The organism is Thalassospira sp. MCCC 1A01428 (genome assembly GCF_002115825.1).
Taxonomy (GTDB): Bacteria; Pseudomonadota; Alphaproteobacteria; order Rhodospirillales; family Thalassospiraceae; genus Thalassospira.
Genome location: NZ_JFJZ01000008.1, coordinates 109949 through 130307, shown reverse-complemented (window position 1 = coordinate 130307; position 20359 = coordinate 109949). Strand labels below are relative to the sequence as shown.

The 20359-nt window shown below is 53.6% G+C and carries 17 protein-coding genes and 1 riboswitch; of the genes, 8 read left to right on the top strand and 9 right to left on the bottom strand.

The genetic code is table 11. From position 1 onward, the window contains the following. The 3 genes from THS27_RS09170 to THS27_RS09160 are packed head-to-tail and all read left to right on the top strand — an operon-like array spanning position 1 to position 2878. Complete coding sequence (locus tag THS27_RS09170; protein ID WP_168184860.1) at positions 1–873, top strand: hemin ABC transporter substrate-binding protein; 873 nt, start codon at positions 1–3, stop codon at positions 871–873. Next, positions 870–2012 carry an iron ABC transporter permease gene (locus tag THS27_RS09165; protein ID WP_246832905.1) on the top strand — a complete coding sequence of 381 codons (1143 nt, stop codon included), beginning with the start codon at positions 870–872 and terminating at the stop codon, positions 2010–2012. Before THS27_RS09170 ends, THS27_RS09165 begins: the two co-directional genes overlap by 4 nt. After that, positions 2009–2878: a heme ABC transporter ATP-binding protein gene (locus tag THS27_RS09160; RefSeq protein WP_085590047.1), complete on the top strand. Its 870-nt coding sequence runs from the start codon at positions 2009–2011 to the stop codon at positions 2876–2878. Before THS27_RS09165 ends, THS27_RS09160 begins: the two co-directional genes overlap by 4 nt. Here the strand turns inward: THS27_RS09160 and THS27_RS09155 are convergent, their stop codons facing one another. Then, the gene (locus THS27_RS09155; RefSeq protein WP_246832909.1) at positions 2879–4591 is read right to left on the bottom strand and encodes a methyl-accepting chemotaxis protein; all 1713 of its coding nucleotides are present in this window, start codon (positions 4589–4591) and stop codon (positions 2879–2881) included. Positions 4592–4717: 126 nt separating this feature from the next. Beyond that, positions 4718–5671, bottom strand: a complete 954-nt coding sequence (gene gcvA / locus THS27_RS09150) for a transcriptional regulator GcvA (protein ID WP_085590043.1) — start codon at positions 5669–5671, stop codon at positions 4718–4720. Positions 5672–6099: 428 nt separating this feature from the next. On the opposite strand from gcvA, the gene THS27_RS09145 reads away from it, so the two are divergent. The 4 genes from THS27_RS09145 (at position 6100) to THS27_RS09130 (ending at position 11949) form a co-directional block, all read left to right on the top strand. Next, the gene (locus THS27_RS09145; RefSeq protein WP_085590162.1) at positions 6100–7287 is read left to right on the top strand and encodes an FAD-binding oxidoreductase; all 1188 of its coding nucleotides are present in this window, start codon (positions 6100–6102) and stop codon (positions 7285–7287) included. Between the two features lie 90 nt (positions 7288–7377). Continuing rightward, complete coding sequence (locus THS27_RS09140; protein ID WP_085590041.1) at positions 7378–8679, top strand: aspartate aminotransferase family protein; 1302 nt, start codon at positions 7378–7380, stop codon at positions 8677–8679. 77 nt (positions 8680–8756) lie between these two features. Continuing rightward, on the top strand, positions 8757–10256 hold the full coding sequence (locus THS27_RS09135; RefSeq protein ID WP_085590039.1) for an aldehyde dehydrogenase family protein: 1500 nt from the start codon (positions 8757–8759) through the stop codon (positions 10254–10256). A 115-nt stretch (positions 10257–10371) separates the two neighbouring features. After that, positions 10372–11949 (top strand): LamG-like jellyroll fold domain-containing protein, encoded by a 1578-nt coding sequence (locus THS27_RS09130; RefSeq protein WP_085590036.1) that lies wholly within the window; start codon positions 10372–10374, stop codon positions 11947–11949. A 65-nt stretch (positions 11950–12014) separates the two neighbouring features. Here the strand turns inward: THS27_RS09130 and THS27_RS09125 are convergent, their stop codons facing one another. The 6 genes from THS27_RS09125 to THS27_RS09100 form a co-directional block, all read right to left on the bottom strand. Next, positions 12015–12623 carry a superoxide dismutase gene (locus THS27_RS09125; protein WP_085590034.1) on the bottom strand — a complete coding sequence of 203 codons (609 nt, stop codon included), beginning with the start codon at positions 12621–12623 and terminating at the stop codon, positions 12015–12017. Between the two features lie 333 nt (positions 12624–12956). Next, a complete protein-coding gene (locus THS27_RS09120) occupies positions 12957–13904 on the bottom strand; it encodes a cyclase family protein (RefSeq protein WP_085590032.1) in 948 nt (315 codons plus the stop codon). A gap of 175 nt (positions 13905–14079) precedes the next feature. Continuing rightward, positions 14080–14385, bottom strand: a complete 306-nt coding sequence (locus THS27_RS09115) for a hypothetical protein (protein WP_246832904.1) — start codon at positions 14383–14385, stop codon at positions 14080–14082. Between the two features lie 499 nt (positions 14386–14884). Continuing rightward, positions 14885–15547 (bottom strand): thiamine phosphate synthase, encoded by a 663-nt coding sequence (thiE, locus tag THS27_RS09110; RefSeq protein WP_085590031.1) that lies wholly within the window; start codon positions 15545–15547, stop codon positions 14885–14887. Beyond that, positions 15544–16359, bottom strand: coding sequence for a hydroxyethylthiazole kinase (thiM, locus tag THS27_RS09105; protein WP_085590029.1), 816 nt, complete (start codon positions 16357–16359; stop codon positions 15544–15546). Before thiM ends, thiE begins: the two co-directional genes overlap by 4 nt. A 67-nt stretch (positions 16360–16426) precedes the next feature. Then, positions 16427–16548: riboswitch (TPP riboswitch) on the bottom strand. Positions 16549–16705: 157 nt separating this feature from the next. Continuing rightward, positions 16706–19105, bottom strand: a complete 2400-nt coding sequence (locus THS27_RS09100) for a Tex family protein (RefSeq protein WP_085590027.1) — start codon at positions 19103–19105, stop codon at positions 16706–16708. Between the two features lie 316 nt (positions 19106–19421). Between THS27_RS09100 and THS27_RS27725 the strand changes: the two genes are divergently transcribed. Further along, entirely contained in the window at positions 19422–19583 is a 162-nt protein-coding gene (locus tag THS27_RS27725) for a DUF1674 domain-containing protein (protein ID WP_085590159.1), read from the top strand. Positions 19584–19652: 69 nt separating this feature from the next. On the opposite strand, the gene rpe is transcribed toward THS27_RS27725, so the two are convergent. Beyond that, on the bottom strand, positions 19653–20321 hold the full coding sequence (gene rpe, locus THS27_RS09090) for a ribulose-phosphate 3-epimerase (protein ID WP_085590026.1): 669 nt from the start codon (positions 20319–20321) through the stop codon (positions 19653–19655). Positions 20322–20359: the final 38 nt, after the last annotated feature.

Sequence of the window (20359 nt, the reverse complement as noted above, 5' to 3'; positions counted from 1 at the left end):
ATGCGGTTTTATGGTGTTTTTATCGCAGCGTTGGTTGGCTTCGTCAGTTTGTGTTTCCCTGCCTTTGCCGCCGATATGCCCAAACGGGTGGTGACGGTTGGTGCACCGGCGAGCGAGATTGTCTTTGCATTGGGCGCGGGGGAAATAGTTGTTGCCACCGACACCACCAGCACCTGGCCTGAAAAGGTGAAAACCCTGCCCAAAGTCGGCTATATGCGCAATCTGGCGGCAGAAGGCATTATCAGCCTGAAGCCCGACCATGTTATTGCCGTCGCCGACAGCGGCCCGACAGCGGTTTTGGATGATCTGCAAGCACTTGGTATTCCGGTAACGGTTTTGCCGTCTCTTGCCACCCTTGAAAACCTGCCCGATGCGATCATGGTGGCGGCAACGGCCCTTGGCCGCGAGGGTCAGGGGCAGATATTGGCACATCAGGTGAAAGCCGATATTGAAGCGCTTCAGCATCTGGCTGGTGGGAACAAGACAGGGGCAAACCGCAAGAAAATTGTGTTTTTGATGTCGGTAGGGCACGGGCAGCCGATGTCGGCCGGGGCGCATACCACCGCGAACGAAATTATCGCGTTGATTGGCGGGGAAAACCCGATGGCAGGGTATGACGGGTTTAAACCCGTTTCTCCCGAAATTATCGCAGCCAACGGCGCTGATTACGTTATGGTAACGTCTTCAACGCTCGATCAGCTTGGCGGGCTGGCCGGGTTGCAAGCCGACCCGGTTTTGGGTTTGCACAAGGCCGTGGCTGCCGGCCATGTGTTAACGGTGTCGGCCTCGACCATTTTGGGCTTTGGCCCGCGCTCAGTTGGTGAAATTCGCGATCTTGCCATGCAAATTCAGCAATACGACGCCATGCAATGACTTTGCCAATGCTCAAAATGGGGGCTGGTACACTCAAGCAGGCCTGCCGGGTTTTGTCCGCCTTGTATGTTATCGGCGATGACGCGGACGGGCGGGGACGCATAAGCCGAAAAGCCCTGTCTTTGCTGGCATTGTTTGTGCTTTTGCAGGTTGCTGTTGTCATTTCGTTGGGGGTTGGCGGGGCTGACATTGGGGTTGCCAAGGTGCTGTGGCATCTGGCCGATAAAACAGGCTTGGCCGGTAGCAGCGTGGATGATTTTAGCGCCCGCGTGCTGGATAGCCTGCGCCTGCCGCGCATCATACGCGCAATTGTGATAGGTGCGGCCTTGGGCGTTGCGGGAACCGTGATGCAAAGCCTGTTTCGGAACCCGATTGCCGACCCCGGAATTATTGGCGTGTCGGCCAGTGCGGCCTGTGGGGCGGTGGCGATGATAGTGTGTGGTCATGCCCTTTTAGGTAGCCATTATGCCGCTATTGGCCCCTATGGGGTGCCGGTGGCGGCCTTTTTGGGGTCCGGGCTGGCAACAGGGGTGATAAGGGTTTTATCGCGCCAGGACGGGCATACCGATGCCGCGATCATGCTGCTGATCGGGGTGGCAATTAATGCCATTGCGATTGCCGGGGTGGGGATTTTCACCTATCTGGCCGACGATGCCCAGTTGCGCAGCCTGACATTCTGGCAAATGGGCGCTTTGTCGGGCAATGGCCCGGCGGATGTGCCGGCCCTTGTGGGGATGGCAGCCGGGATGGCATATTTGCTGATGCTGGGTACTCCCTTAAACCTGTTTTTGCTTGGCGAGGCCGAAGCCCGCCATTTGGGGCTTGAGGTCGAGGCCTTAAAACGCCGGGCGACCATTATCACCGCCCTTGTTGTTGGCGCGGCGGTGGCGGTTTCGGGGATTATTGCCTTTGTGGGCTTGCTGGCCCCGCACCTGGTGCGGCTGGTTTGCGGGCCGGATAACAAAATTGTGCTTCCGGCATCGGCTTTATGCGGGGCAATTTTGTTGGTTGGTGCCGATGCCGTGGCGCGGATTATTGTGTTACCCGCCGAATTGCCGATTGGTCTGGTCACCGGGATATTGGGCGGGCCGTTCTTTCTGGGGCTTTTGATGCGCGAAAAGAAAAGGCGGCGGATATGACCCTGTGTGCCCAAAATGTGACCTTTGCCGTGCGCGGACAGACCTTGTTAGACGATGTATCGCTAATCCTTCATCCTGGCGAGGTTCTGGCGGTTTTAGGCCCCAACGGGGCGGGTAAATCGACCCTGTTAAAGGTGCTGGCGGGCGAGATTGCCCCAAATAAAGGGCGTGTAACCCAAAACGGGGTTGATATTGCCCATGTGCCCGCCCTTGCCCTGGCGCAAAACCGTGCTGTGATGCCGCAGGCTGCCGCAATGGCATTTCCTTTCATCGTGCGCGATGTGGTTTTGCTGGGCCGGGCACCCTTTCGTAAAACATCATCCCGGAAAATTGACCGCGATCTGGTGGAAAAAGCCATCGCATTGGCCGATATTGCCCATTTGGCTGACTATGCCTATCCCGCCCTTTCGGGCGGTGAAAAACAGCGGGTGCATTTGGCACGTGCCCTGGTGCAATTATGGGGGATGCCTGACAGCGCCGGAGTGGATTCATCTGCCTATACATCCGATGTGGTCGATACACGCGACACACCCCAAAGCATCCGCCATCCGGCGCGTTTTTTGTTGCTTGATGAACCAACCGCCGGGCTGGATATTAGCCATCAGCATGGTTTGCTCTCGATTGCGCGTATGCAAGCACAGTACCATAAAACCGGGGTTTTGATGATCTTGCACGATTTCAACCAGGTCTGCGGTTATGCCGACCGGGTGGTGATTTTGCGCAAGGGGCGGGTCGCGGCCCAAGGCCCGACAGACCAGGTCATGCGGCCTGATCTGCTAAGCGATGTATTTGAAAGCCCGATCCGGGCGGTGCCCGACCCGGATGGTGCAACTGACATCCTTATAAGCCGGGCCGGGTTTGCCTGATCAGGCTTGCTGTGCGGTGATAGTGCGGGCTTCGCTGGCAAGCTGACCCAGTTTTTCCAGAACCTCGCGGGTGGCGGCTTCCATTCGGGTAAAGTGGGCCTGAGCGGTGGCCATGTCTTTTTTGCGACAGGCGGCAAGGGCTGCGGCACCTTCGTCATGCTGGGTCTGGTGTGAGGCCTTTATCGCCTTATAGGCGCTAAGGTGGCGGAAGGGTTCGGACGCGGGGCCATCATACCATTTACCAAACCGGCAGGTGGTGGATTTGGTCATTGACGGGTCATGTTCGCTGGCAAGACCGGCCAGTATTTCGGCGATTTGTTTGCAATAAACCGAATGGTCGGCCTTGGCACTGCGAATGGTGCGGTTGGGGATGTCATATTGCACCAGTTCGCTGATTTGAACATCGATCAGGCTTTCCACATTGCCAATCACGTCAATGATGGAGCGAATGGCGCTGACCTGATCGCCGGTCTGGCGGGCAATTTCGGAAATGCCACTTTGCACGGCATCGGCGGATCGGGTTTGTTCGGCCAGAATGTGGGAAATATCTTCGATCCGGCGGGTCGAATCGCCCATTTTTACGCCGATATCCTCGATCCGGGTGGAAACTTCGCCAATCACTTGCTGGCCGTTGGTTACGGCCTGGGTGCCGCGGGCCATGGCTTCGACAATATTGCGCATTTCTTCTTGCAAATTGCCAATGCGCTGGCGGATTTCCTCGGTTGCGCGGGCTGTTTGCTGGCTAAGCGATTTTACCTCGCCCGCGACCACGGCAAACCCTTTGCCCGCTTCGCCGGCGCGGGCGGCTTCGATGGTGGCGTTTAAGGCCAAAAGGTTGGTTTGGCTGGCAATATCTTCGATCGACTGCACAATTTCGCCAATCCTTTCGGAGGCTTCGGCCAAAATACCCACCCGCTCGGCGGCATCTGAAACGGCGCTGGCGATATCGTCCATTCCGGCAACAGCGTTTGACACGGTTTCCTGGCCATTGCGCGTGGCTTCGATGGCTTCGGCGGCATTGGCGGCGGCAAAGCTGCTGTTTTCATTAATGCTGTTAATGCCTTCGACCATTTCATCAATGGCGCTGGAAATGGAGCGTGCCCGATGATCAACCTGTTGCAGGCCACGCATCATTTTGGCGTTGGAAATAACCCCTTCATTGATTGCAACCGACATATCCATGGTGCGGTCCATCAATTTGTCGGCAAATTCGGTTTCTGACAGGGCCTTTGCATGGCTGCCCTGGGCGGGGTTGGCGCCCGGCGCGGTATTGTTTGTATTTGGGGTTAGCAGCAGGTTTAAATCAAACATCAGGGTGGTATTTGCCAGGGTCGCCAGGGCCCCTGCCTGACCAATATTCCATCGAAAGCGGCCCAAAATGCCGGTGGCAAGCGATTGCTGCACAGTGGACATTGCCAGAATGATGGTGGCGGGTGAAACCCCGGCCCCGGCGTGCAATTGCGCCAGTTCAGCCGCCTGATCACTTAATTTACGGTCGATCTTGCCGTTAAACAGGCGTGTCCAGTGGGTTTCAAGCAGCGCTGTCAGCTTTTCTATCCGGGCATCGTCGATCTTCACCGCGACGTTTTCAGAAATGATCTGGTAAAACTGTTTTGCCCTTTGTCCCATGGGGGCAAATACAACATCTGAAACGCGTTGAAATTTTACGAAGTCTTCTGCTTCGATTTGAAAAAGATGAAGGCTGCTCTCCACGACCGACAAAGTTATTCCCCTTTGTGCTACCCCGATTGATCAATTTGACGCCCGTTTTGTTATATATGGCTTGCGGGCTGAAAAACATTAGGGGGGGCCGGGATGTGGTGCAATCAAAAACAAAGATCAGGCACTTGCAAGGGCCATGTCACCTTGTTGATTTTCACCAATAACCTTGCCAACCGGGTTGTTGCCACTGGCGGTCAGGATCCAGTCGCGAAAGGCGCGCACGGCAAAGGTGCTTTCCTTTTCTTCGGGGTAAACAACGTAATAGGCATGATGACTGGGGATGCTTAGATCAAACGGGGCCAGAAGACGGCCATTGTCGAGTTCTTCGCGTACCAGAAATTCCGGCATTAAGGCCAGCCCCAGCCCGGCAACAGCGGCTTGTATCACCATATGAAAATGTTCAAATCGCGGCCCTGCCAGATCATCGACGGCGGGCACACCGGCGGCCATCAACCAGTCCTGCCAGGCGGTGGGGCGGGTGGCGTGTTGTAACAGCGTGCAATTGCGAATGCGGTCACGCGCAATGGGTAAATCGTCGTTGTCTTTTAGCAGTTTGGGCGCACATACCGGGATCAGGGTTTCGCCCATCAGGCGGTGAAAAACGCATCCCGGCCAGTTTGCCTCGCCAAAATGAATGGCGATATCAATCGCTTCCTCGGCAAAGTCAAACGGGCGGATTTGCGTGATCAGGTTTAACTGAATGTCGGGCCAGGCGGTGCGAAAATCGCCCAGACGCGGTACCAGCCAGCGCGCCCCGAAGGTGGGCAGGGTGCCCACATTTAGCATGCCGCCTTCGCCGCTATAGGCCATAACTTGCAACGTGGCGGCTTCGGCGCGGTCCAAAAGGTCGCGCACCTGGGCGGCATAGGCATCGCCCGCCGGGGTAAGTTTAAGACGTTGGCGAATGCGTCGAAACAGATCCCGGCCCAGATATTCCTCCAGCGACCTTACCTGTCGGCTGATCGCACTTTGGGTTACGTTAAGTTCCTGTGCTGCCTTGGTAAAGCTAAGATGGCGGGCCGATGCCTCGAAAAACTGCAGGGCTGTTAAAGACGGTAAAACACGACGCATCCGGGGAACTCCCGCCTCAATACTTCATTCCGAAATGGAATGATATCGTGCCAATATATCGTTTGCGATGCCCTTCGCCAAGGCCTAGCGTGTGAGCGGCCCGGAAAGCGCCCTCGCGCCGCCCGCGTGACGATTGCAAGGTGTTGATTGCGATAAAATGGAAAAATGCGACGTACGGTCTGTCGTTATGTTTCCTGTGGGTATCGCATTTGTCATGGCCTTTAAGGCCCTGTGGTTTGGCCCCACCAACCCTGTGGCATAACCGGCATTGTCACGTCGCAAGTTCGCTTTTCGGGTCGAAAAACATCGGCTATTTTGCAGATCAGCCCCGTTGAAACAAAGCGGGCAGTTAAACAACAAAAATAACGATTTTCAGGAAAACCAATGGTTGTTCCGGTTTCGTTATGTTTATCGGGAAGTTGGCTTTTATGGGTGTAAGTGGCGAGTTTTATGATGTCATCATTGTTGGCGGCGGAGTTATCGGCTGTTCGGCGGCATGGCATTTGTTGGGGCGCAGTGATTTTGATGGCCGGGTGCTGGTGATCGAAAAGGATTCCAGCTATGAATTTTGCTCGACCGCCCTTTCTGCGGCCTCGATCCGCCAGCAATTTTCAACCCCGATCAATATTGAAATGTCGGGTTATGGCATTGAGTTTTTGCGTAACCTGAAACGCGATGTGGACTCGGATGCGGATATTTCCCTGCATGAAAAGGGGTATCTGGTGCTTGCCACCCCCGATGGCCGCGATATTTTAACCAGTAACCATCAAACCCAGTTGGCCCACGGGGCCGATATTGCCTGGATGGAACCAGGTGAGCTAAAGGCGAAATACCCGTGGATGAGCGTTGATGATTTATCTGCCGGCTGCTGGGGGCGCACCGGCGAGGGCTGGTTTGATGCCTATTCCCTGCTGCAAATTTTTCGTCGTCAGGCCAAGCTGCGTGGGGCGGATATCGTGGAGGGTGAAGTTTCAGCCCTTTTGCGCGACGGTAACCGTGTTACCGGCGTGACATTGGCCGATGGGCGGCAATTTAGCTGCGGCACCGTCATTAATGCCGCTGGCACCGGGGCGACCAAAGTGGCGCGCATGGCCGGGCTTGATATTCCCGTAGAGCCGCGCAAGCGCTGCATTTTTGTTTTTAACTGCCGCGATGCTGCCGATATTGTTGCCACATGCCCGATGCTGATTGACCCAAGTGGCCTGTATTTTCGACCCGAAGGTGAATATTTTATCACCGGCATTCAGCCCCCGGCAGACCGCGATGGCGAATGTTGGGATTTCGAGGTTGATCACAGTCTGTTTGACGACATTATCTGGCCCGGCCTGTATCAGCGCTGCGAACGGTTCGAGGCGGTTAAAGTGGTCAATTCCTGGGCCGGGCATTATGCCTATAACCTGCTGGATCAAAACGCCATTGTTGGTCCGCATCCCGATGTTCCCAATTTTCTGTTTGCCAATGGTTTTTCCGGCCATGGGTTGCAACAAAGCCCGGCTGTGGGCCGCGCGCTGGGCGAACTGGTGGCAACGGGGCGCTATCAAACGCTTGATATGTCGGTGTTTGGCTATGAACGTGTGCGCGACAATGCCCCGGTGCGCGAGCTTAATGTGATCTGACGTTACGATATAAAAACAAGCCTTGTGAAACAGGAAACAGAACGGTTTTGCCTGTGCCGTTCATCCCGGATTTAACTGGAGCTACCGACAATGCCCCGCGATGATATTGCCGTTTCATCCAGCCTTGCGAGCCGACAAAAACAGTCGGTTTCAGCCGGCATTCGCACCTTGCACCCGGTTTATATCGACCGGGGGGAAAATGCCGTGGTTTGGGATTGTGACGGTAAACGTTATCTGGATTTTGTTGGCGGCATTGGCGTTTTAACGCTGGGCCATCGTCACCCGGTGGTAATGGCAAAGGTCGCCGCCCAGCTTGAACGTTTTACCCATAGCTGTTTTAACGCGCTGCCCCATGAACCCTATATTGCCGTAACCGACTGGCTGGCAGATCATTGCCCGATCGAAGGCCCCGCCAAATCGATGTTAACCAATTCCGGCGCCGAAGCGGTGGAAAACGCCCTGAAACTGGCCCGGGCCTTTACCGGGCGCAGCAGCGTTATCGCCTTTGACGGTGGCTTTCATGGCCGCACATTGGCAACCCTGTCGCTGACCGGCAAGGTTGCCCCTTATAAAGCCGGGTTGGGGGTTTTGCCCGGAAATGTGCATCATGTGCCTTATCCGTGCCGCGAAGCCGATATATCAGATGCGGATGCGCTGGCGGCAATTGCCCGGATTTTCAAGGTTGTTGCCGAACCGCAATCAATTGCGGCGGTGGTGATTGAACCGGTGCAGGGCGAGGGCGGATTTCGCGCCTGTTCGTCTGCATTTTTGCAAAGCCTGCGTCACCTGTGCGACCAGCATGGTATGATTTTAATTGCCGATGAAATTCAGTCCGGCTTTGCACGTACGGGCAAATTGTTTGCCATCGAACATGCCGGGGTCTGCCCCGATATTGTGGTGATGGGCAAGGGCATTGGCGGCGGTTTTCCGCTTGCCGCCTTAACCGGGGCGCAAGATGTGATGAGTGCGATGGCACCGGGCGGCCTTGGCGGCACCTATTCGGGTAATCCGGTTGCCTGTGCGGCCGCAACCGGCGTGTTTGACGTGCTGGAAACCGAAAATATCCTGTCCCGGGCCAATCAGTTAGGCCAGCGATATGTGGATCATGTTGAAAAACTGCGCCTGTTGCCAGGCGGACATGTGATTGGCGGCGTGCGGGGCATCGGTGCCATGCGGGCCTTTGAGCTGGTCAATGATGACGGTGCGCCGTCGCCAAAACGACTGCAAACTTTATTGCAGCTGGCCCGTCAGAACGGGCTATTGTTAATGCCAAGTGGTGAATATGCCAATGTGGTGCGTCTTTTGGCACCCTTGACCATCCCGTTTGATCAGGTGGATGAAGCGTTCGAAATTATCGGGCGTCTTTTGCCTGCCCTTGCCGATGTGCAATAAGGGCGGTTGGATCCGACAGACAGTGATGGTTATTTGGCAAATCACCCCAACAGAACCAAAATGAAAGGGAGCTTATTGTGAGCCATGCAAAGATACTGAGCGAACTCGGCCTGACCGATGATGTCATCTCGGGCGGTGCCTTAAAAGTCCAGACCCCGGTGGATGGATCGGAGATCGCCAGCATTGCCGAAACGGACCCGGCAGCGATGGGCGATATCATTGCCAATGCGAAACGGGCATTTGCACAGTGGCGTCAGGTGCCTGGTCCGCGCCGGGGTGAACTGGCGCGTTTGCTGGGCGAAGAACTGCGCGCCGCCAAGGAACCGCTGGGCCGCCTTGTTGCGCTTGAATGTGGCAAGATCTATCAGGAAGGCTTGGGCGAAGTTCAGGAAATGATCGACATTTGCGATTTCGCTGTTGGTCTGTCGCGTCAGCTTTATGGTTTGACCATCGCGTCCGAACGCCCGGGTCATAAAATGATGGAAAGCTGGCATCCGCTGGGTGTTGTTGGCGTTATTTCTGCTTTTAACTTCCCGGTTGCGGTTTGGTCGTGGAACACGGCACTGGCGCTGGTGTGCGGTAATGCCGTGATTTGGAAACCGTCGGAAAAAACGCCGCTCACCGCCCTTGCCTGCCAGAACATTTTGCAAAAGGCGCTGGATCGCTTTGGCGATGCGCCCGAAGGCCTGCATCAGGTTGTGATCGGTGCGCGCGAAATTGGCGAAGCCCTGACCGACAGCAATGACGTTGCGCTGGTGTCGGCTACCGGTTCGACCCGTATGGGCCGCGAAGTTGGCCCGCGTGTGGCGGCCCGCTTTGGCCGTACCATTCTGGAACTGGGCGGCAACAATGCCATGATCGTTACCCCGTCGGCCGATCTGGACATGACGGTACGCGCGATTGTGTTTTCCGCCGTTGGTACCTGTGGCCAGCGCTGCACGTCGCTGCGTCGCTTGATTGTGCATAAAGATGTGAAGGACGAACTGCTGCCCAAGGTGATTGCGGCTTATAAATCGGTTAAAATCGGCGATCCGCTGGCCGATGGCACGCTGGTTGGCCCGCTGATTGATAAAGACAGCTTTGATAATATGCAGGCGGCCCTTGCCAATGCCAAAAAAGATGGCGGCACCGTGCATGGCGGCGAACGTGTGTTGGAAGACCAATATGGCGATGCCTATTATGTGCGGCCGTCTGTGGTTGAAATGCCGGGTCAGACTGACACCGTCAAACATGAAACCTTCGCGCCGATCCTCTATGTCATGACCTATGAAACGCTGGAAGAAGCCATTGCGCTTCAAAACGGTGTGCCGCAGGGCCTGTCATCATGCATTTTTTCAACCGATCTTCGTGAAACCGAACTGTTTCTTTCGTCTGTTGGCTCGGATTGCGGGATTGCCAATGTCAATATTGGCCCGTCGGGTGCGGAAATTGGCGGGGCGTTTGGCGGCGAAAAGGAAACCGGCGGCGGCCGCGAATCCGGTTCGGACGCCTGGAAGGGCTATATGCGCCGCGCAACCAACACGATCAACTATTCCCGCGAATTGCCGCTCGCACAGGGCATTAAGTTCGATATCTGAGCCATCCTGCTTTGCAGGATTTGAATTTGAGGATTTTATGAGTCGCTAACATTTTGTGTTGGCGACTTTTTTTTTGTGTTACTTTTTTGAGGAAGTTTTTAGAGGCGGGAAAAATATGGGAAGTAAAGATATTGCTGTTGTAGGTCAGGATTTTTCAATTTTGAAAGGTGAAAAATCTTGGGTATATAAATTTATAAATAATCATGAAATTCTAATTGCAAGAAATTATGTGGATTTAAGAAATTTTGTTTTTTCAATTTACGTGAAATGTTATTCTCATAATGAAGATGTTGTCTTAATCGTTAGATCAAAATATTTCTCGAACTCAAAGAAATACAGGTTGACAAAAAAATGGCAGAGAATATCTGTTCCTGTTGACGCTGATTTCAATGTTGAGTTGGTTGAAATTTACTTATTTTTCCCTGTGACGTTGAAACAATTTACAGTTTTATCTTGTGCCTTGCCTCAATTGGAGAAAGGAATTAAACCCTCAAGTCCTATCCCGCCGGATTCTCAGTTGCCGATTATACAGTTGTCAAAGGTTGTACAATCTAAGTGTCCTATGCGAGCGGCAGATATTCTAAGTATAGATTTTGATAAAATGGAAGATATGTCTGAAGGGGTGTCAACTATATCATGTTCATTTGAAATGATATTTAAGATAGTCCATGAAACAAAACAAATACTTGATGATATGTTTTTAACGGCACTAAGTTTTTATTCAAGGGTAGACCAAGACGTTAAAATTGTTGTCGGAGTTTCAGGGAGTCGAGGGTGCCGCTTTGTTGTTAAATTGTATAATGGTGATGAAGAAAAAATTTACGATACAGCTATAGTTGCCGCCAATCAAGTGTATCATGTTTTTCTTACGTTCGATAATAATAATTGCACTCTTTATGTGAATGGTTTTGTTGCATTGCTCTTTTATTTAGATTCTGAGATTGTTTTCAATAAGTGCTATATTGGTTCAGACAAGGGAGAAAACTCTATTGATGGATTACTAAGAGGTTATGGCGTGTATAGAGCGCCATTACTTTATCAAGCTGTATTGCATATAACTAAAGAAAAGGGAGAGGTGGAACATGACTACAATTTTGATTTTATGGAGGGGTATTTCAAATATGCTCTTGGAAGTAAAGATGAGAGGGATACATTCTCTGCATGCTTGGGTAATGAAGGGTTTTCATTTCTAATAAGAAATTTAGAGTTCTCTTTGCCTCAGGTTATAATGGAGTATTCTGGTGGACGAAAATTTACTGAAGATCAGGTCAGAGACTTTGTTTGGGCTTTAATTTCACGGCCGAGTTCTGTTCTTCAACGGGAGCGTTATTCGCGCCCAGGTAGATCAGATCTAGTGGTTTGTTATCCTGATACATATAGTGATAAATATAACTCATTTCCGGTTGAGTTTAAGATTTGGGGGCGAGCAGGATATAAAGATGCTCCAAGTCAACCATTGAAATATCTAAATGAAGATGAGTTGTGTGGTGTTTTTGTGATGCTCGACCGTAGAAAAAATGCAGACATAAGTGATTTTGAAAAAATTGTTTCTGAAAACGAAGAATATCCATGCGTGTCGATTAGGTATTTGAAAATTCTGGAAACTGATTTGAGATATTTCATTTCTTTTCATCGTACTTCGCGTTTTAATCATGTTAAGATGATGATAAATGTTTATCTGCCACTTAGCTGAATTTGAAACAAAAAAAACGGCCCCCGCAGAGGCCGCTTTCATTTTTAATCGGTTATGTCGGGCGATTAGCCAGCTTTGGCGAAACGCTCGGCGACATATTCCCAGTTTACCAGATTGTCGAGGAATGCCTTGAGGTAATCCGGGCGCTTGTTGCGGTAATCGATGTAATAGGAATGTTCCCACACATCGCAACCGAGCAGCACTTTATGGCCGGTTACCAGCGGGTTTTCGGCATTCGGGCTGTTGGTGGTGGTCAGCTTGCCAGAATCTTTATCCTGTACGAGCCAGGCCCAGCCGGAACCGAACTGGCCAACGCCAGCGGCGGTGAAGTCTTCCTTGAATTTTTCGATCGAGCCGAAATCTTCAATGATTTTCTTTTCGAGTTCACCAGGGATGTTGCCACCGCCATTCGGCTTCATCATTTTCCAGAATTCGATATGGTTCCAATGCTGGCCAACCTGGTTAAACAGCTTGCCTTTGGATTTGTCGGCATAGGTTGCCAAAATCAGTTCTTCGAGCGACTTGCCTTCAAGGCCCGAACCTTCCAGCAGTTTGTTGCCGGTTTGGACATAGGCATTGTGGTGCTTGTCATGGTGGAATTCGAGCGTTTCAGCCGACATATACGGTGCAAGCGCGTCATAGGCATAGGGGAGTGCCGGGAGTTCAAGAGCCATGATACAGTACCTCGAAGTTCATTATCGTTACACGGTGCGGATCGCACAAAGCTTCCGCAACATATCCCCATTTGGCGTTTGTGTGAAAGTTAAATTGCCATACAACCTGTTGTTATGCGGTAATTTTGCTTCCTATCCACCCAAATGGAGGGCGAAACTTGTCTGCCCGTTCTATCTAGGTCAAAGTTTGACTTATGCAATGTTTTTTACAAAAGCTTAAAACCTTTGGCTGCAGGGCAGTGTGTTGCCTGTTTTGAGTTAAAACGCGCCGGGATGCCAGGGCGTTCCCGACGCGATCAGAAATTTTACCTGATGGTTATGAAATCGACCGTTTTATTCCGGGGTTGGCCGCATCACACCATTTTCATCACGTTTTAGCGGCCAGGCCTGTTCTGGCAACGGGGCACCCGGGGCATCGGCAATGGTGACGCCATATTTCCAGTCTGCCGGTGCAATGGCGACATATCGGGCATAGCCGCCGGTGCCGCCCAGGGGTTTGGCAAAGCCAATGGAGATAAGCGCGCCTGATTCCGGCACCTTATCAAGGTTTGCAACCCCTTCGGCCTGGGTGAAATTATTGTGCATCAGCCAATATTCTCCTTCAAGATCGGGGGTCGCGTCGGTATCAAGCGGTTCGTGGCCGTGAAACAGGATGTGCCGTTTGAGGTGCAGGAATTTAAGCGCCTCAAGCCCGACGCCGGGAAACGGCGTTTCATTGAAACTTTTGATGTCGTCCCAGCGTTTATACCAGTCGGAACGGACCATAACGACGGACCCTTCGGGGATTTTTCCGTGTTTTTTCTCCCATTCCTCGATGTCGGAGACATGAAGGAAATAGCCCTGGTCTTTGGCAACCTTGTCGGCAATGTTGATTACCACAAGCGGGCGCAAGCTGTAGGTGGCGGGAAGGTCGCTGATGGTGGCACCCATCGGGTTCCAATGGGCGGGCGGGTCAAGCTGGGTGCCGTACTGGTCGGTTGGCAGGTCATAGGCTGTGGCAACAAACCCGTGGTTTTCGTAGGTAAATTCCTGACCGACATTGACATAGCCATCAATTTTCTGGCCCGCAATAGCCGCCTTGAATTTGGCATTGCCAAACCCCGGCCATACTGGCTGAACCGGGGCAAAGGCATGGGTCAGATCAATATATTTGGCGTTTTTAAAGGTATTGTCGTAGGCGGACCATAGACTGGTTTTGTCGGCTTGGCCTGTTTGGGCGCAACCGCTGACGGCCAGAAGGGCAGGCAATAGAACTCCGGCCAGTTTTTTTGATATGTGCATTTCATGCTTCCCTGAAAACGTGTTTGAACATGATGTTTTGTTCTTGAACGCAATGCCCCTTGATAAAGGGCTAGCTGATTTGGTTCAGCTTTTCAGGGTATCAATTCACGAAGATGCCAATCGATGCAAGTACCTGTGTGCCGGGTTGATGTGTCGGCACGTTATTCGTGGAAGATTATTCCTTATAAAGGCTAACCATATTCTGTATGTCGGTCCCCTGACGGATCATCACCCCGTATTCGCCTTTTTGCAGGCTGCTGATATTTAACTGACAGGGGAAACTGCCACAGGTTTTGTTTAGGGCCATGCTGCCATCAGGATATGTCAGAACGACCTCACCGTTTGGCGCATCGGACTGAATGGTGACCGTATCTGTTACGGCTTTCGGGGCAACCTTGATCGCAGCCAGGGCAGCTGTCGTCACTGACAAAAGACCGATCAGGGCGAGAACCACCGGTTTGCTGCGGAAAGACTTCGACATGAATGTCTCCTCGCAAAATGTTTGTGCGATAATACGGCAGGGTAAACATCATTTTAGTCTGTTCCGATACCACTGACCGGTGAAACTGCAGGATGCCTGACTGTGCCTTCGAGCCGGAATTGACCCTTGTTTATCGTCGTTGAAAGGTAATATTGCAGGCAATCAAGGGCTATTCGGGGCGCGAATGAGGCAATTCGATGCCATATTTCCTGTTGCAAATGCGAAAAAACCAACAAAAAAGCCCCGCAACGGTTTGATTGCGAGGCTTTTTACCCGGATATTTCGATTTTTGGCAGATTTGCCTTATTTTTTGCCCGATGTCGCATTTTTAGACTCTGTGCCTGGAATTTCTGTGGGTAATCCCTGGTCGGCAATCCGGTTTTACGCGTGCAACATCAAAGCTGGCGGGGCCGCGATTACTGGTTTCATCGCGGTTGCCTGGCTGTGCCAATCAGGGCGTTCTTTGAAACGTCCATCATTGACCCTTGCCGTCGCAATATCACTCGCCCCGATCAGAGAGGGTTGGGGGTGGTGCAGAAGCCGCCGAAATTGCAGTAGCAAGGGTACGGGTTGCAAGTTCCGGGTCCGGCTGGCCGCAAATGGCAGATACCACAGCCAGCCCCTGGGCCCCGGCCGCAAAAACCGCGCCGACATGTTCCTGCTTTAATCCGCCAATGGCGACAGATGGCAGCGGGCTTTGGCGGGCAAGGTGTGCCAGCCCGTCAAAGCCGATGGCTGGTTTGTGTCCGGGTTTGGTTGATGTCGCAAAAACCGGGCCGATACCGATATAGTCGACAAGTGCCGGGTCCGCCGTGCGCAGCGCGGTCGGGTCTTCGACCGAGAGGCCAAGTATTTTATCCTTGCCCAGTTTTTGCCGGGCAAGGCTGGCGGGCATGTCATCCTGTCCGATATGAAGGCCATCTGCATTAATTGCCAGGGCGACGTCGATATTGTCGTTCACAATCAAGGGGACGCCACTGCCAGCCAAAACCGCCATTAACTGATGGCCGACCTTGATCATGGCGTCGGTGCTGGCGGTTTTGTTGCGCAGTTGCACCATGGTAACCCCGCCGCGAAGGGCGGCACGGGTGGTTTCGACCATGGTATGTTCACGGCATAAATCGGGGTCCAGAACCAGATAAAGCGATAGATCAAAGGTCATGACAGGGTTTCAATCCGCGATTTGGCGTTAAGGGCGTTGGCATCCAGCCCATAAAGGGCATCAATGAAATGCACGGCAAAGCTGCCTGGCCCGTTTGCTGTATCGGCAGCAATGGCCCCGGCGGCGGCAAAGGTGGCAAGGGCGGCCACGGTGGCGTTAAAGGGGGCATTCGGGGTAATGGCAACAAAGGCCCCCACCAGGGCTGTTAACGAACACCCCATTGCCGTGATTTTTGGCATTAAATCTGATCCACCATGAATGCGAACCGCGCGGGTGCCATCGGTGACGAAATCAACGGTTCCCGTTACCGCAACCACGGCATTCCGGTTTTGGGCCAGGGTTGTTGCGGCCTCTTCGGCCTGTTCAACCGGGTCGCCGCTATCAACCCCCTGTCCGGTACTTTTGCCCCCTGCAAGGGCGATGATTTCCGATGCATTGCCGCGAATAATGGCGGGGTTAAGTTCTAAAAGTTCGGCCACGGTATCGCGGCGAAAGGCGGTGGCAAAATGGGCAACCGGGTCCAGCACCCATGGTTTGTTTGCCTGATTGGCACTTTGCGCGGCAGCTTTCATGCCCTCCACCCATTGCGGGGACAATGTGCCGATATTAACCGTTAACGCCCCGGCGATGGTGGCAAATTCGCCGGATTCCTCGGGTGTGTGTACCATTGCCGGTGAAGCGCCCGCCGCCAGCAAGGTATTGGCGGCAAAATTCATTGCGACATAATTGGTAATACATTGCACCAGCGGCGATGTGTCGCGCATTTGGGCAAAAAGGGCAGAAGGTGTGGGGTTGGTGGCATCGTTGGTCATGTTAAGGCTCCAATACAAACATGTCTGGAAACCCAGTTCGAAGCCGGAATGATGTAAAAATGCCGAAAAACAGCATTCGCACCCTCCCTACGCCAGTATGAACTGGATCAGGTTCAACGGGTCACTGCGCTGCGGGTTTTCCGTGTGGCAGTTTCTCAGCCCCCTGTCGGGGCTCCCCTTGGTGAAGATGCAAGATGGGTGTTAAGGCGGGATGTGTCAATCGGCTGTTTACCGGTGGGTGGGCCCGGCCTGATAAATAAATGGCGGCGGAACGATTATGATATCGTTCCGCCGCCAGCATAGGATTGCAAAGGCAGATAACCCGCGCCGTTGCCGGGATCCGGTTTTATTTGCGGCGTTCCATTGCAGCTTTCAGGGCCGCGGCCATGGCATTGCCACCGGCATCACCTGCGGACATATTGGCGCGGTTGTTGCCGCTGCCTCGGTTGGCATCACGGTTATTAGTGCCGTTATTTCCTGCCGGGCGACGTTGCGCGCTCCGGTCATTGCTGTTGCGCGCACCTGAGGGCTGGCTGCGCTGTTCGCGGCGGTCCTGTGCGCCTTCGTAATCCGGGTCCGATTTCATCGACAGGCCAATGCGTTTGCGCGGTGCGTCAACTTCCATCACGGTCACCGAAACGATTTGCCCGGCCTTGACCACTTCACGCGGGTCGGCAACAAATTTGTCGGCCAGTTGCGAGATATGAACCAAGCCGTCCTGATGCACGCCCACGTCAACAAACGCGCCAAAATTGGTCACGTTGGTAACCGTACCTTCCAGCTTCATGCCAACTTTCAGATCCTTGATTTCATTGACGCCTTCAATGAATTTCGCGGTTTTGAATTCCGGGCGCGGGTCGCGGCCCGGTTTGTCCAGCTCGGCCAGAATATCGCGGATGGTGGGCACGCCAAAAACGTCATCGGCGAATTTTTCGGGGTGCAATGTTTTCAAAAATGGCGAGTCGCCAATCAGGCTGGCAAGGTCGCGGCTGCTTTCACGGCTGATTTTTTCGACAATCGGGTAAGCTTCGGGGTGAACCGCCGAGGCATCAAGCGGGTTTTTACCGCCCAGAATACGTAAAAAACCGGCGCATTGTTCAAAGGCTTTTGGCCCCAGCCGTTCAACCTTGCGCAAATCGGCGCGCGAGCGAAAGGCCCCGTTGACATCGCGGTAGGTGACGATATTGCGCGCCAACCCTTCGCTAAGCCCGGCAACGCGGGTAAGAAGCGGGATAGAGGCAGTGTTAAGGTCAACGCCTACGCCGTTGACGCAATCCTCGACCACGGCATTAAGCGAGCGGGCCAGTTTTGCATCTGACACATCATGCTGATATTGGCCGACACCAATTGATTTGGGATCGATTTTCACCAGCTCGGCCAGCGGGTCTTGCAAGCGGCGCGCAATCGAGGCTGCGCCGCGCAGCGACACATCGAGATCGGGAAACTCTTCGGCGGCAAATTGCGACGCCGAATAAACCGATGCACCTGCTTCGCTGACGATAACCTTGGTCGCCTTGATTTGCGGAAAGGAGTTTAACAACATGCCTGCAAGCTGGTCTGTCTCGCGTGAATATGTGCCGTTGCCAATCGCGATCAGTTCGATTTTGTGTTTTGCCGCCAGGGCGGCCATTGTGTTGATCGCGCCTTGCACATCGTTACGCGGCTGGAACGGGTAAACGGTGGCGGTATCAAGCAACTTGCCCGTGGCATCGACCACGGCAACCTTGACACCGGTACGAACCCCCGGGTCCAGCCCCATGGTGGCTTTTTGCCCGGCCGGGGCGGCCAGCAACAGGTCTTTCAAATTGTCGGCAAACACCTTGATTGCATCTTCTTCGGCGCTGTCGCGTAAATTGCCAAACAAATCCAGCTCGATCGACAGGGACAATTTAACCCGCCAGGTAAAGCGCACAGTGTCGGATAGCCATTTGTCGGCGGGGCGACCCTGGTTGCGAATACCCACATGGGCGGCAATCACGGTTTCGGCCCGGCCCGGTTCGCCGCGCGGGCGGTCTTCGTCTTCGGCGCCCAGGGTTAGTTTAATTTGCAAAATGCCTTCGTTGCGGCCCCGGAACAAGGCCAGTGCGCGGTGCGACGGGCAGGTTTTGATCTTTTCCGAATGGCTGAAATAATCGGAAAATTTTGCCCCTTCGGTTTCCTTGCCTTCAATGACGCTGGCGGTAACTTCGCCGTCATCCCACAAAAGCTGACGCAGGCGGGCCACCAGGTCGGCGTCTTCGGCAAAGCGTTCCATCAAAATCTGGCGCGCCCCATCAAGGGCGGCTTTGGTATCGGCAATGCCTTTTTCAGCATCGATAAATTTGGCGGCTTCGGTTTCGGGGTCAAGCTGCGGGTTTTGATACAACCCGTCTGCCAGCGGCTCCAGCCCGGCTTCGCGCGCGATCTGGGCTTTGGTGCGGCGCTTTTTCTTGAACGGCAAATACAAATCTTCAAGGCGGGTTTTGGTATCGGCCGCGTTAATGGCCTTTTCAAGCTCGGGTGTCAGTTTTTCCTGCTCGCGGATACTGTCAATCACCGATGCCCGGCGTTCTTCCAGTTCGGTCAGGTAACGCAGGCGTTCATCCAGGTTACGAAGTTGGGTATCGTCCAGTCCGCCGGTCTTTTCCTTGCGGTAGCGGGCGATGAAGGGCACGGTCGAGCCTTCATTTAGCAATTCGATGGTGGCAAGGACCTGCTCGGGACGGACAGAAAGTTCTTCGGCGATACGCTGGGGGATTGAACGCATGGTTTCTCCTTGGTTTTGCTCGTCCGCTTGAAATAGCGGCTTTCACCCCTGCTGGAAAGAGCCAGTTTGCGGCAATCACAAGGCAGCCATCATAAGCCGGGGCTTGTCGTTGGCCGTTTGCGGCGCTATCTGTTGGGCAGTATTGAAAAATCGCCGCCCTACGCGGCTTTGATCGGAGGCTCCCATGGCCGGAAAATTCCGCGAAACGGTTATCCATCGTTCAACTGGTTCCGTCCCTAATGCGGCTTCGCCTGCAAACAAGGATGACGAAAAGGCAGCAGATAGCACCGTTGCCGGTGCCAATGATGCGCCTGATATGGCGAAAGAAGCACCGGCTTTATCGCAAGATGCAATTAATGCCCTTGCCGAAGCGAAAGCCTTTCGCGAAGCCGCCCAGCGCGAAATCGGTGGCCCCAAAGGCCCTGAACCCACCCGCTTTGGCGATTGGGAACATAAAGGGCGTTGTATCGATTTTTAATGTCTGCGGTGGAATAAAAACGGCGATATTCTTTAACCGGAATATCGCCGTTTGTTCTTTTGATGAGGCTTAATTCCCGCGAATGGCCTTGATATTGGGGGCATACTGGCTGGGGCCACCCTTGAAAGTGGCGGAGCCTGCGACCAGAACATCTGCACCCGCAGCGATCACGTCACGCGCAATTTCGGGGTTTACACCGCCATCAACCTCAAGATCGATGTGGCGGCCGGTTGCGTCGATCATTTTGCGGATGCGTTTGATCTTTTCAAGCTGACTTGCGATGAATTTTTGCCCGCCAAAGCCGGGATTGACCGTCATGACCAGCACCAGATCAACCTGATCCATCACATATTCAATCACACTTTCCGGGGTCGACGGGTTAAGCGACACGCCGGCCTTTTTGCCCAGAGATTTGATCAGTTGCAGGCTGCGATGCAGGTGCGGGCCTGCTTCGGCATGGATGGTGATGATATCGGACCCGGCATCGGCGAAAGCCTGGATGTAGGGATCGACGGGTGCAATCATCAGATGCACGTCAAACACCTTGTCGGTGTGCGGGCGCAGCGCCTTGACCACATCGGGGCCGATGGTGATGTTGGGCACAAAATGGCCGTCCATGACATCGATATGGATGTAATCGGCACCTGCGGCGTCAATTGCGGCAACTTCTTCGCCCAGCTTGGCAAAGTCAGCCGAAAGAATGGACGGGGCAATCTTGATGGTGTTTTGCGTTGTCATGGCGCGGCACGGTCCTGATCGAAACACGAATGAAAAAG